The following is a 13,483-nucleotide window of genomic DNA, read 5'->3' on the forward strand; positions in this document are numbered from 1 at the left end:
CTGGTTCATTTGCTGAGCCAGAGTAAGTTACCTTCCTATACTAAACGATTTTTTTATGCGTCGCAATAGTTATTTTTCTGTCGTCGTTTCCTTCTTGACGGTACGTGGTTTAGCTGGCGCGCGTCGGACCGCCTTCTTCTGTTCTTTCTCGAGTTCGACGAAAAATTCTTCATTATTTTTCGTATCACGAATCTTACGCAGGAACGTATCGACGAACTCGTTCGACTCGTTCATCGTCCGGCGAATCGCCCAAAGCGCATCAAGCTGCTCTTTCGGAAGCAACAGTTCTTCCTTCCGTGTACCGGACTTCCGAATGTCGATCGCTGGGAAGATTCGACGCTCTGACAACTTACGATCAAGATGCAGTTCCATGTTGCCAGTTCCTTTGAATTCCTCATAGATGACGTCATCCATGCGCGATCCTGTCTCGACGAGTGCTGTCGCAAGAATCGTCAAACTACCACCGTGTTCGATGTTTCGCGCTGCACCAAAGAACCGTTTTGGCTTATGGAACGCAGCCGGATCAATTCCGCCAGAGAGCGTCCGACCACTTTGCGGTACCGTTAAGTTATAGGCCCGTGTTAGACGCGTGATCGAATCCATCAAGATGACGACATCCTTCTTGTGTTCGACGAGCCGCATCGCCCGCTCGAGGACCAGTTCAGAAATTCGGACGTGGTTGTCCGGTGTTTCGTCAAACGTCGAGCTGACGACGTCTGCTCCTGGAACCGAACGCTCAATGTCCGTTACTTCCTCAGGTCGCTCATCAATCAAGAGAATGATTAGTTCGACATCCGGATGATTCTCCTGAATCGAGTTTGCGATTTCTTTGAGGAGTGACGTCTTCCCTGCTTTTGGCGGTGCGACGATCAAACCACGTTGACCAAATCCAACCGGTGCGATCATATCCATGACACGAACGGATAGATGGCGTGGTTCTGTCTCAAGTCGCATCAATCGGTCCGGATAAATTGGTGTCAGTGCCGGGAAGAATAAACGGTTACGGGCAGTATCCGGTGCTTCACCGTTAACGGCTTCCACGCTAAGTAACCCTTGGAACCGTTCGTTTTCCTTCGGTGGACGGACTTTACCTGTGACGACATCACCATTACGTAGATTAAAGCGTCGGATTTGAGATGCTGCGATATAAATATCTTCAGAGGATTGGGAATAATTGATAGGACGAAGGAAGCCAAAGCCACCATCGTTTTGCATTTGTGGATTGCCAGGGATGACTTCGAGTACCCCTTCGAGGAAATAAAGACCAGTCGATTCAGCCTGTGCTTTTAAAATCTTGAACATCAACTCGCGCTTACGGGCTTCCCGGTATTGTGGGACATTTTTCGTCTTTGCGATTTCATAAAGTTCTTTTAATGTCAGTTGGCTCAATTGAGCCAGTGTATAGGAACGTTCTGGTTTATCTTTTTTATCAGTTGTTGGCATGTTCTTCACCTATTCTTTATAAATTCAACTGCATTCAGCATACTTCCATACATACATCAGGAGGTATGTAATTTTATTCGTGAACTAAAGGTATCATATTTTTTTGAATTCGTCGTCAACAATCCTTTGCGTTTCTTACTTTGTAATATTCAAGGATATTATTTCAGTTATGTTACAAAAACATCTATTTTGTCTTCTAACTGAAAAAACGTTTTCAAGTGTGCGCATGCTAAGATATTCCTGCAGACAAAATTCTTACACAGTTGTAAGGTTCACTGCTTAACCAAACACTTAATGATTTCATCATATAACTTACGGACGCAACACACTACATTAAACGGAGGAATTCTTAACATGAAACGTTTTCTAGCATCGATCGCGACAGCAGCCTTAGTGGTTTCAGGTTTTACATCAGTGGGTACAGGTAAAGTTGAAGCAGCAACAGTCACGAAAGTCAAGATCACGGACAACGGTCTTCGTGTTCGGACAGCACCTTCTACGAAAGCAAGCATCGTCGGGAAAGTCAACGCTGGTCAAGTCTTTACATATAAAGGCAAGTCAGGCAGCTGGACAAAAATCTCATACGGCGGCAAAACACGTTATGTCTTCTCACAATACACAAAGACATACAAATCATCTTCAAGCGCTAAAAAAACAACGAGCACATCTTCTAAACGGACTAAAATCCTAAGCGAAGCAGCAAAACATAAAGGTACACCATATGTATGGGGCGGAACGACGACTCGTGGATTCGACTGCTCTGGTTTCACAAGCTACGTCTACAAGAAAGCGGCTGGTAAAACATTACCACGTACGTCTTCTTCACAATATTCTTCTTCTAAGAAAGTCAGCGTTTCTAAAGTACAGCCAGGAGATCTTGTCTTCTTCTCACACGGTAGCGGCATTCAACACGTTGGGATCGCAACAAGCAAGTCAAGCATGGTCAACTCAGAAACAGGTGGCGTTAAATACTCAAGCTTCAAATCAGGGTACTGGGGTTCACGCCTTGTCGGCGCAGGATCTTACCTATAATTCATCATCTCAAAGCGGTTGAGCATTGGCTCGATCGCTTTTTTTCATCGAATCGATTACAGGAGGAGGAAATCGGATGCATGTCTTAATCACAGGTGCTTCAAGAGGTCTTGGTCGTGAATTTGCTTATCTGCATGCCAAGCAAGGGGATCACGTCTTGCTCGTCGGACGCGATGCGACAGCACTCTTCGAAACGAAGTTCCATGTCGAGCGACTCGGGGGAACGGCAACCGTCTTTCCGTATGACTTAACGCAGCCGACGCATCGTCTCGCACTATTTCGGGCAACGGAACAGATTCCGGTCGACTGCGTCATCAACAACGCCGGGATCGGCGTCTTTGGTTCTTTCCTTGAGACCTCGTTCGAAGACGAGTCCCGGATGATTGCCTTGAATATCGAAGCATTAACACACGTAACGAAGGTCTATGCCTCTCGCATGAAAGCACAGGGAATCAAAGGACGTATCGTCCATCTCGCATCAACGGCTGCGTTTGAAGGTGGTCCATGGCTGAGTGTCTACTACGCGACAAAAGCCTATGTCCTTCATTTCTCGGAAGGCTTGACGGAAGAACTCGCACAAGACGGGATTCAAGTCAGCGTTGTCTGTCCAGGCGCGACCCATACCGGTTTCGAATCAGCAGCAAATCTTGAACAGTCACGCTTGTTCTTGCGACCTGGTGTCATGGATGCTCCGACGGTTGCGCGCATCGCCTACCGCGGCTATATGAAGGGGAAAACGTTCATCGTTCCTGGCTTCGGGAATGCCTGGTATATCTTTTCGACGCGTTTTCTACCGCGTCGGTACGTCACCCGACAAGCAGGAGAAGTTCAGCGTCCACGGTGATAGTTATAATGTTCATTATTTCAATATTTATGACGTTCATCCTCAACTCCTACAGGAAAAGGAAACGAGTTCAACGTTTCCGTCAGGGTAAGGTAAGACCCGACATTTCGCATAAGTTGCGAGATGTCGCGGCTTACCTCCCGCCTGAGTAAAGTGAGGATATGAACGTTATCAGTTTTAAACATCATCAAAAAAGAGTTGGCCTTCCGGAAATTATCCGCAACACCAACTCTTTTTGTGTGGATTCAGACGTCCTTTTTGAGGAGTCGTCCTATTTTACTTAATGACAAGCTTCGGTTTTTTCTTGAACGAGTGAATACCTTCGACGAAACGCACCGTTCCGGATTTTGCACGCATGACGACAGAGTGTGTCTGACCGCCTTGTGCCGTGAACTGAACACCTTTCATCAACTCACTGTCCGTGACGCCTGTCGCAGCAAAGATACAATCGTCTCCTGAAACGAGATCATCCATCATAAGGATCTTCGATGGATCTTCAATGCCCATCTTCTTGCAACGCTCGACCTCGGCATCGTCTGCTGGTAACAAGCGTCCTTGGAGCTCACCACCGAGGCATTTCAAGGCAACGGCAGCAAGAACGCCTTCCGGTGCACCACCTGAACCGAGCAGGATATCAATCCCCGTATGCGGGAACGCCGTGTTGATCGCAGCAGCGACGTCACCGTCACCGATCAAGCGAATCCGCGCCCCTGTTGCCCGAATCCGTTGAATGATTTCTTCATGACGTTCGCGATCCAGAATCGAGACGACGACGTCTTCGATTTCTTTGTTCTTCGCCTTCGCTACGGCTGCGATGTTTTCTTCGATCGTCGCATCCAGACTGATGTGTCCTGCCGCTTCCGGGCCGACTGCGATCTTATCCATGTACATGTCCGGTGCATGAAGTAAATCTCCTGCATCCGCGACCGCGAGAACAGCAAGTGCGCCCCATGTTCCTTTTGCGACGATGTTCGTTCCTTCCAGCGGATCGACGGCGACGTCGAGTCGTGGTCCATACCCATTTCCTAGCTTTTCTCCAATGTAAAGCATCGGTGCTTCATCCATCTCGCCTTCCCCGATGACGACGGTTCCTTTCATCGGAATCGTATCGAAGACATCACGCATCGCGCTTGTTGCCGCATCATCCGCTTCATTCTTCAATCCTTTTCCCATCCAGCGTGCAGAGGCGAGTGCTGCTGCCTCCGTGACGCGTACCAGTTCCATTGATAGACTTCTCTCCATGTGTATGTCCCCTCTCCCTTGTTACAAATCGGTCAAATCGTTTCACGCCATACGAGGGCGCCAAGTTCCTTCAACTTCTGATCAAATCGTTCGTAACTCTGGTCAAGCACTTCTGCATGGTGCAGCGTCGTCTCCCCTGAAGCGAGAAGTCCCGCCAAGACAAGTGCTGCGCCACCGCGTGGGTCCGGTGCCTCGATTTCCGTACCAAGTAAGGATTCGCCACCACGAATGATGATTGAGGCGTCTTCATGCGTGATTCGAGCATTCAAGCGTCGTAACTCCTGCACATGCCGGAAACGCTGCGGATACAACTTATCGACGACGATACTCGCTCCTTTTGCTTGCAGCAACGCTGCCGAGATGACAGGCTGTAAGTCGCTCGGGAATCCACCGTAGTGGAAGACACGAATATCGACCGGCTTCGTCTCCTGAAACGTCGCCGTGACGGAATCATCCGTTGCTTCGATCAACGCACCGTACCGCTCGAGTTTTTGGATGACGCTCTCGAGATGAAGCGGAATGACGTTATCGACGGTGACGCGTCCAAGTGCCGCCCCCATCGTCAAGAACGTTCCTGCCTCCATTCGGTCCGGAATCAAGGTATGCCGGCAACCACTTAGTTGCGATACGCCCTTGATTCGAATCTCGTCCGTTCCTGCCCCTTTGACGCTTGCCCCCATGTTCGTCAACATCGTACTGACGTCGATGACTTCCGGGTCGTAGGCGGCGTTTTCGATGACAGTCGTTCCTTCAGCGAAGACAGCGACGAGTAAGGCACTGATCGTCGCTCCGAAAGACGGGAGATCGAGGTAAATTCGGTTACCGACGAGACGATCGACGCGCATGTAATGGACGCCTTGCTCGTTACGTACAGAAACACCTAGACGCTCTAGTGCTTTGATGTGTAAATCGATCGGTCGTGGTCCGATGGCATAACCTCCAGGAAGACCGACGACTCCTTGTTTGAATCTGGCTGCCAGAACGCTCATGAGGTAGATCGATCCGCGTAACTTGCGCGTCTCCGCACCAGTCAACGGCATCGATTCGACCCGGCTTGGATCAATCGTCACCATATCGCCTTGACGTGTCACGACCGCGCCGAGCGTCTCCAAAATCTCGATCATCGTCGCGACGTCGCCAATCTCCGGCACGCCTTCAAGAACGACCGTTTGATCCGTCAGGAGGGCTGCAGCAAGACACGGGATGGCGCTTTGCTTCGAACCACTGATTGATACGGTTCCTTCTAGGCGTTGTTGCCCTACGATATGCAAAATGTCCACGTTCCATCAACCTTTCTCTTCGCTACGATTATTGCTGCGTTTTTTCCCAGTCCGCGAGGAACTTTTCGATCCCTTGCGTCGTGAGTGGGTGGTGTGTGAGTGACTCGATGACCGAGAACGGAATCGTCGCGATGTCTGCGCCCGCAAGAGCAGCGTTCGTGACGTGAACCGGGTTCCGGACCGATGCCGCGATGATCTGTGTCGGAATATCATGTACGACGAAAATTTGAGCAATCGTCTCGACGAGCCCCATTCCATCTTGGCCGATGTCATCTAGACGACCGAGGAATGGTGATACGTATGTCGCACCAGCACGGGCTGCGAGTAACGCTTGGTTCGGATTGAAGATCAATGTGACGTTCGTCGTGATCTTCTCTTTTGAAAGGGCTGCGACTGCTTCGAGTCCGGCCGGAGTCATTGGAACCTTAACCGTAATGTTCGGTGCAATTTGGGCAAGTTCCTTCCCTTCACGAATCATTCCTTCTGCATCAAGCGCGATGACTTCAGCGCTAACAGAGACGTCCCCGACGATTTCACAGATTTCACGAAGTCGTGTATGGAAATCGACGCCTTCCTTAGCGACGAGCGACGGATTCGTCGTGACACCATCTAAAATCCCCATTTTATGTGCTTTCTTGATGTCTTCTACGTTTGCTGTGTCAATGAAAAATCTCATCTTTCTCGTTCCCCTTTCATCCCTTGAAATCGCTTACGACTCTATTATAGGTTTTTTTCACGAGAAGTCCTACTGTTTTCCATTGAATACATGTTCACATGATATGAAAAAAGCACGGTAGACCGAAGTCTACCGCACTTTAAAGAGGAGTCGATTAAGCTTTGTTGCTTGAACCGAACTCACGCATCTTACCGATGACAGTTTGTTTGATTGCTTCACGACCTGGTGCGATGAATACGCGTGGGTCATATGCTTCTGGTTTCTCAGCTAACACTTCACGAACGACTTTCGCGAATGAGATTTGGTTCTCTGTGTTAACGTTGATTTTTGAAGTTCCGAGTGAGATCGCTTTTTCGATATCGTGTGTCGGAATTCCAGTTCCACCGTGAAGAACGAGTGGGAGGTTTGTCGCATCACGGATTTCTTCCATCTCTTTGAATCCGAGGTTTGGTTCACCTTTGTATGGTCCGTGAACAGAACCGAGTGCAGGAGCAAGCGTGTCGATTCCAGTTTCTTTGACGATGCGTACACACTCGTCAAGTTTCGCGTACATGACATCACCGATGACGTCGTCTTCTTGTCCGCCAACTGTGCCAACTTCCGCTTCTACTGAAACGCCTTTAGAGTGAGCGTATTCAACAACTGCTTTTGTTGTTTCGATGTTTGTGTCGATCGGGCTGTGCGAATCATCGATCATGACAGATGTAAATCCAGCGTCGATCGCTTCTTTACATTTCTCAACGCTCGAACCGTGGTCGAGGTGGATTGCAACTGGAACTGTGATTTTCATGTCGTGTACAAGACCTTCAACCATTTTCACGACAGTGTAGAATCCGCCCATGTGGCGTGCTGCACCTTCAGATACTCCAAGGATGACTGGTGACTGCTCTTCTTGAGCCGCACCGAGAATCGCTTGTGTCCACTCGAGGTTGTTGATGTTGAATTGACCTACTGCATACTTACCTTCGAGAGCTTTGTTTAACATGTCTGTCATAGATACTAATGGCATAATGACATCCTCCTCTGTTTTGATCGCTGCTTACACGAACTCGTGCAATTTCAGACTGATTATAACATACTGATTCATCGGAACGTACAGCATTTCGCTCGGTTTTTTGGTTTGTGACGGCGACGTGAAAGATTAACCGCTTACATCGTGAGAAATTTGCACAGTCACTTCTTTTTTTAATTCAAAGATGTCAAATGGCTTTCCGAAGAAGGCGACGACCCCTAATCGTTTCGCTTCTTCCATCGCTTCTTTTTCACCGAGTGCCGTCATTAAGATCGTCCGGACACGTCGTCCGATCCGGTCCTGATGACGCAATACCTCGATCCCGGTCCGTCCCGGCATGTTGACATCCATCAACAATAGATCGTATGCCGCTTCCTGTAAGTAGACGATCGCTTCCTCTCCATCGACGGCGACGTCCGTTTCATACCCTTCTGCCCGGAACAATTGTGCAAGTAAGTTCCGGATTCCCGGCTCATCCTCGACGATCAACAATCTGCCTTTCATCTCTGCCACTCCCCCTCTAGTTATTTCCATTCTACACTAAAGCAAAACTTGCTTTATACTGTCCTTGAGAGAAACATAGAAAGGATGAAGAAAAATGATGAAAATCTTAGCTACACAATTCAACGGAAAATTGCAAACGCTCGCAAAACAGGAAGACGAACTATTCGATGTCGTCCGTCTACTCGCACAGGCGCTCGTCGGGGAAGGTACGGTCTACGTCGACGCCTATGGTGAATGTGAAGGACTCTATCCAATGCTCTCAGAAGGACCAGACCAGATGAAACGCGTTACGAAGATCAAGGATCGAAAGACCTTGCACGCTGTCGATCGCGTCTTGATCTTCACGCCGGATACGGAACGCTCGGATCTCCTGGCTTCTCTTGCCCGTTACGACGCATGGCATACACCTTATGCGATCGTCACACTCAGTGACGTGACGGAAACGCTCGAGCGTTCGATTGCTCCGCTCGCATTGAAGTTCAATAAAGGACTGCTTCCGGCAGAGGACGGTTCACGTCACGGACTGCCAAGTCTTGCCCTTTGCGCGTTCCTCTTGACGCATATCTTGACGCAACTACAAGAGATGACGGAAGAGTGGGATTGACGTTTTTCTTCTATAATATAAATATAAAGTTCACTGGATACGTGTCCGTGTCTGACTAAGCTTACGGTCTTCATTGAATCAAAGCGAAACCGTTCATGACCGTTATACAAAAAGGACTGACTCAAAAAATGACGTGTCTTTTCACGCCCTTTCCTCAGGCGAGACACAAGCCCGTTTCCCCGCCCCATTCGAGCAGGAAAACGGGTCTTGTTTGTCTCTGACAGCGCAAAATTGCGCTTTTTCCTGTAGGAGTGGCGTGTAACGCGTCATTCTTTTTATACCGAAGGATCACAGAAGCGTTTTGTTCACTCGACATCGCTTCCTAGGGAAAAACAAGCAAGAGCGACCCTGCAGCGAAGCGAAGCAGCGCGATACTTGTCCCAGGAAAACGATTCGAAACGAACAAAAAAGCGCAATCCTTCTCGTTAGAGAAAAATTGCACTTTGTCTTCAGTCTCAAAGGAAGCGCCATTCGCGCTTCCTTTTTTTGATCATGCCGAAGCATGTTCTTCTTGTGCTTTTAGTTCTTCACCGTAAGACAGCTGATCCTGCATGCGGACGAACGGTAGATAGATTGCGACCGACATCGCAATCGTCGCCAGCTGGAGCAAGGCACCCTGCCAGCCGCTGATCAAGAAGCCAGAGATGACGGGTGGTGTCGTCCATGGTACTTGAAGCGCATTAAATGGCTCGACCCAACCCCAGAGGATCGAGAAGTAGACCATGAAGGATGCAATCGCTGGTACGATGACGAACGGAACGAACATGATCGGGTTGAAGACGATCGGCATCCCGAAGATGACCGGTTCGTTGATGTTGAACAAACTTGGCGCAAGTGATAGCTTCCCGAGCTGCTTCAAGTGAGCCGAGCGGGCAACGATCAACGTCGCAATGATGAAGCCGACCGTAATCCCTGTTCCACCGAGCTTCGTAAAGACATCGAGGAACTGAATCGTAACGATCTTCGCGTTGTCACCGACGACAAGTTCTTTCCCGGAGTCGATGATCGCTTGGTTTTGTAAAGCGTTCGCCGTCAGCAATGGTCCCATGATTCCCATGATGATCGCTGCACCATGAATCCCACACCACCACATGACCGACATCAAGATCATGATCAAGACCGCTCCTGCGAGCGTATCCGTCAAGTTTTGAATCGGTGCTTGCAAGACGTCGTAGACAACTTCCGTGAACGTCCGGTCAGCGAACGCTTGGAAGACGGCAAACGTGACGACAGACAACGTGATGATCGCAAGTCCCGGAATGAGGGCCGAGAACGAGTTCGAAACGCCCGGTGGTACACCGTCTGGCATCTTGATCCGGATGCCCCGCTTGATGAATTGCGAGTAGATGAAACCGACGACGAGTCCGACGACGATCGAGGCAAGGACCCCTTGTCCGCCCGTCCATACTTTCGGTACGACACCCGTGACGACTTCCCCTGACTTCGACAGAACAGATGATTGTGTGATGATCAAGAAGGCGATGATTCCGAGAATCCCGGCTGGAACCCCTTCGATCTTCTCGTTTTTAACGTACGAGTAGGCAATACCGAAGACACCAATCAATGCGAGGATATCAAACGTCGCACCGACGACCTGAGTCAGCGGTAATGTCCAGTCGGCACCGAATAGGCCCGTCATGAACTTCTCCCAGCCTGGGATTGGTAACGCGAGAATCAGTAAGAATAACGAGCCGATGATCGTCATCGGCATCGTTAAGATGAAGCCGTCCTTGATCGCAAGGACAGGCTTGGCGTTCGCGAATCGTGCGAAGGCAGGAGTGACTTTTTCAAATACGGTTTCTAATCGGTTCATTCCGACTCCTCCTTATAGTTCAGCAGCACGTGTCGCGATGATTTCCTGATACCAATGGAACGACTGTTTCTTCTTCCGTGCCAGACCATTCGCATGATCGACATAGATGAATCCGTACTGCTTTTTATATCCGTTCAACCAGCTGAGTAGATCGATGACGGACCATGCATAATACCCAGAGACATTGATGCCCTCTTCGACAGCACGCTTGACGGCGCGAAGATGACTTTCGATGTACTCGATTCGTGGTGTATCCATGATTTCTTCGCCGACGATCGGATCCTCGTCACCGAGACCGTTCTCCGTGATGTAGATTTTGATATCGCCGTATCGTGCTTGGAGCATCCGCATTCCTTCAAGGAAGGCATCCGGTGCGATTTCCCAGCCCCACTTCGTGTAGACTTTATCGTCCATCAAGACTGTCTTGTAGACGCCGTCGAACGACGGGTTCCCAGGACGTCCGGTTGAATTTTCGCGACCACCTGCCATGACGAGCGCCGAATCATTCTTCATGACACGTTGTGGACAATAGTAGTTCAGTCCGATGAAGTCGTTCAGCGGTGCTGTCCGTTTCAAGAGATCGAGCTCTTCTTCTGTCCATTCCGGTAACAAGCCCTGCTTTTCTAAATCTTTCACGACATATGCTGGGTACTCACCCTTTAAAATCGGATCATAGAACCAGTGTGTCGCGTATTCATTCGCATGTACTTCGGCTTGTTTGTTCTCTGGCGCTTCATCGATGCTGAACGCTGGGTTGAAGACGTGCGTGATGCCGATTTCTCCTTCATATCCCGCTTCCTTGAACGCTTCGACTGCGCGAGCGTGAGCGACGAAAACGTTGTGCGTCGTTTGGAAGTATGCTTTTGCATCGCCTGTGATGCCGGGTGGGTGTGCGCCCGTCAAGTAGCCGAGCGAACAGAAAATGACCGTCTCGTTGAAGGTAATCCAGTTGCGGACACGATCGCCGAACGCTTCGAAACAAGTCTTCGCAAAACGCACGAAGGCATCTGCTGTTTCAGGACTACGCCAGCCGCCTTGTTCTTCAAGGACTTGTGGTAAATCCCAGTGATAAAGTGTCACGAACGGGATGATCCCGTGCTTAAGGCACTCATCGATCACGTTGTTATAAAACTCAAGTCCTTTTTCATTCACTTCACCTGTGCCGTTCGGGAAGATGCGTGGCCATGAGATCGAGAAGCGATACGATTCAAGACCCATCTCGGCCATCAGACCGATATCTTCTTTGTAACGGTGGTAATGATCGATTGCGACATCCCCGTTCGTCGCTTCAAACGTCTTTCCAGGAATCTTCGAGAAGACATCCCAGTTCGAGACGCCTTTTCCGTCTACGTTCCAAGCACCCTCTACTTGATAAGAAGCAGAAGCAGCGCCGAATAGAAAATCTTTTGGCATTTTCATCATCTTCACCTCTTATTTGTTTGCGAGTTTGATTGCTTGGTCGAGTACTTTCGTTCCGTTCATCATGCCGTAATCGATCGTGTTGATGACATCGATTGGCACACCTTTTGGTTCACAAATCTGTTTCCCTTTCGAAAGAAGGTACTTCACCTGTGGTCCGAGGAGAGCGACATCGAGTTCGTTGACGTACGTTTCCATCTCTGATTCCGGATATGCTGCGATGTCTGCTTCTAAGCCGCGCTCCGAGGCAACCGCTTTCATTTTTTCTACTAACATACTTGTCGACATACCTGCCGCACAAAAGAGTCCGATTTTCATCATTATTGATCCATTCCCTTCAATTGGTTGATTTCGTTTTGCATGTTCATCATATATCCGAGCATTTCCTTGACGAGGATCGTGTTCATGAGGTGATCCTGCGCGTGTACCATCAGGACGCCAACCGTCGCTGTCTTACCTTGTGCTTCAAGTGTGACGAACTTCGTCTGAATGCTATGCGCATCCTTGAGTGTCGCGTCACCTGCTGCAACAGCCGCTTGTGCCTCTTCGACTTTACCTTCTTGCATCAGTAACATCGCTTGGTGGTAGCTTGCTTTGGCGTCGCCCGACAAGGCGATCAATCCAAAAATATCTTCCGGGGTAATTTCAATCGTTTCAGAAGTCATGCTGTCTCTCCTTTGTTGTACGGATAACTTAAATTCATAGGTACAAATTCTACAGTTCGATAATAGCATGCGCTTTCATAACGTGTAAACCCTTTCTTTTTAAAAAATTTAAATAAAAAAAACACACGAAATTCGCTTCGTGTGTTTCCTTCTTATTTAATATTCGAGACCTTCAGCATCTTCACGTGGCGAAAATGATGCGTCGCCCGCGAGACGTCGAAGATTTTCCCATTCGTCAAATAGACCGTATTATCGACGAGTAAGGATGGATCGTTCTCTTTTAATCCAAGCAACTCGGCGTCACTGCTATTCAAGTAATCGGCATAGATGACGCGATCCGCAAATCCGATCGACAGATTTTGATCGTTGCGTAAATACGTATAGATCGATTTTTGAACGATATTCTCATCGAGATACATGACGAGATTTTTCCGGAAATAGGACGCTTCGATCGAAAACGGATGATCATCGACGAGACGCAATCGTTTGACGTAATAGACCGGTGTACCGACCGGACATTTCATGCGTTCCGCGACTTCTTCGTCTGCCTTCGTCTGTTCGAAAGCGAGAACGCGCGTCTCGACTTTCCGTCCACTGAAGTCGCTCGTCAATCCTTGTAGCTTTTCGAGATTAACGAAATCACTCTTATAATGATCGCGGACAAAGACACCGCTCCCTTGTACTTGGTAAACGTATCCTTTATTGACGAGAATCTCGATCGCCTTCCGGATCGTATTCCGGCTGACATCGAATTTTTGGGCGTATTCGTCTTCCGTCAACAGTTTGTTCGTATGTTGATAGACGTGCTCATTGATCTCGATCTCGATTTGTTCAGCGACATGTTTATACTTCGGAATCAATGATATTCCCCCCTCTATCTAAAATTTGTAGGAATGAATCCGCTACCATTATAGCAGATATGTATTTTGACGATAGGAATAAATGAAAA

Annotated in this window: 14 protein-coding genes; 3 read left to right on the top strand and 11 right to left on the bottom strand. The window is 48.8% G+C overall.

From position 1 onward, the window contains the following. Window positions 1–69: 69 nt before the first annotated feature. Window positions 70–1,443: a transcription termination factor Rho gene (gene rho / locus ASF99_RS13565; protein ID WP_055969338.1), complete on the bottom strand. Its 1,374-nt coding sequence runs from the start codon at window positions 1,441–1,443 to the stop codon at window positions 70–72. Window positions 1,444–1,797: 354 nt separating this feature from the next. On the opposite strand from rho, the gene ASF99_RS13570 reads away from it, so the two are divergent. Both ASF99_RS13570 and ASF99_RS13575 read left to right on the top strand, forming a co-directional pair. Next, a complete protein-coding gene (locus ASF99_RS13570; RefSeq protein ID WP_023469548.1) occupies window positions 1,798–2,475 on the top strand; it encodes a C40 family peptidase in 678 nt (225 codons plus the stop codon). Between the two features lie 76 nt (window positions 2,476–2,551). Continuing rightward, complete coding sequence (locus ASF99_RS13575) at window positions 2,552–3,319, top strand: SDR family NAD(P)-dependent oxidoreductase (protein ID WP_023469549.1); 768 nt, start codon at window positions 2,552–2,554, stop codon at window positions 3,317–3,319. Window positions 3,320–3,595: 276 nt separating this feature from the next. On the opposite strand, the gene glpX is transcribed toward ASF99_RS13575, so the two are convergent. From glpX to ASF99_RS13600, 5 genes are all read right to left on the bottom strand, one after another. Then, the gene (gene glpX / locus ASF99_RS13580; RefSeq protein WP_035395794.1) at window positions 3,596–4,561 is read right to left on the bottom strand and encodes a class II fructose-bisphosphatase; all 966 of its coding nucleotides are present in this window, start codon (window positions 4,559–4,561) and stop codon (window positions 3,596–3,598) included. 32 nt (window positions 4,562–4,593) lie between these two features. Next, complete coding sequence (gene murA / locus ASF99_RS13585; protein ID WP_023469551.1) at window positions 4,594–5,841, bottom strand: UDP-N-acetylglucosamine 1-carboxyvinyltransferase; 1,248 nt, start codon at window positions 5,839–5,841, stop codon at window positions 4,594–4,596. A gap of 28 nt (window positions 5,842–5,869) precedes the next feature. Continuing rightward, window positions 5,870–6,517: a fructose-6-phosphate aldolase gene (gene fsa, locus ASF99_RS13590; RefSeq protein WP_023469552.1), complete on the bottom strand. Its 648-nt coding sequence runs from the start codon at window positions 6,515–6,517 to the stop codon at window positions 5,870–5,872. A 154-nt stretch (window positions 6,518–6,671) separates the two neighbouring features. Beyond that, window positions 6,672–7,526 (bottom strand): class II fructose-1,6-bisphosphate aldolase, encoded by an 855-nt coding sequence (gene fba / locus ASF99_RS13595; RefSeq protein WP_023469553.1) that lies wholly within the window; start codon window positions 7,524–7,526, stop codon window positions 6,672–6,674. Between the two features lie 132 nt (window positions 7,527–7,658). Beyond that, window positions 7,659–8,033: a response regulator gene (locus tag ASF99_RS13600; RefSeq protein WP_029342784.1), complete on the bottom strand. Its 375-nt coding sequence runs from the start codon at window positions 8,031–8,033 to the stop codon at window positions 7,659–7,661. 94 nt (window positions 8,034–8,127) lie between these two features. Between ASF99_RS13600 and ASF99_RS13605 the strand changes: the two genes are divergently transcribed. Beyond that, entirely contained in the window at window positions 8,128–8,637 is a 510-nt protein-coding gene (locus ASF99_RS13605) for a DUF2529 family protein (protein WP_035395788.1), read from the top strand. A gap of 490 nt (window positions 8,638–9,127) precedes the next feature. Here ASF99_RS13605 and ASF99_RS13610 read toward each other — a convergent pair whose 3' ends face one another. The 5 genes from ASF99_RS13610 to ASF99_RS13630 form a co-directional block, all read right to left on the bottom strand. Beyond that, window positions 9,128–10,450 (bottom strand): PTS sugar transporter subunit IIC, encoded by a 1,323-nt coding sequence (locus ASF99_RS13610; RefSeq protein WP_023469556.1) that lies wholly within the window; start codon window positions 10,448–10,450, stop codon window positions 9,128–9,130. A 12-nt stretch (window positions 10,451–10,462) separates the two neighbouring features. Continuing rightward, on the bottom strand, window positions 10,463–11,869 hold the full coding sequence (locus ASF99_RS13615; protein ID WP_055969341.1) for a GH1 family beta-glucosidase: 1,407 nt from the start codon (window positions 11,867–11,869) through the stop codon (window positions 10,463–10,465). 12 nt (window positions 11,870–11,881) lie between these two features. Beyond that, on the bottom strand, window positions 11,882–12,190 hold the full coding sequence (locus ASF99_RS13620; RefSeq protein WP_055969344.1) for a PTS sugar transporter subunit IIB: 309 nt from the start codon (window positions 12,188–12,190) through the stop codon (window positions 11,882–11,884). Next, window positions 12,190–12,534, bottom strand: a complete 345-nt coding sequence (locus tag ASF99_RS13625) for a PTS lactose/cellobiose transporter subunit IIA (protein WP_035395779.1) — start codon at window positions 12,532–12,534, stop codon at window positions 12,190–12,192. Before ASF99_RS13625 ends, ASF99_RS13620 begins: the two co-directional genes overlap by 1 nt. A gap of 152 nt (window positions 12,535–12,686) precedes the next feature. Continuing rightward, window positions 12,687–13,394 (bottom strand): GntR family transcriptional regulator, encoded by a 708-nt coding sequence (locus ASF99_RS13630; protein WP_055969347.1) that lies wholly within the window; start codon window positions 13,392–13,394, stop codon window positions 12,687–12,689. Window positions 13,395–13,483 lie beyond the last annotated feature (89 nt).

It is taken from the genome of Exiguobacterium sp. Leaf187, assembly GCF_001423925.1.
Classification (GTDB): domain Bacteria; phylum Bacillota; class Bacilli; order Exiguobacteriales; family Exiguobacteriaceae; genus Exiguobacterium_A; species Exiguobacterium_A indicum.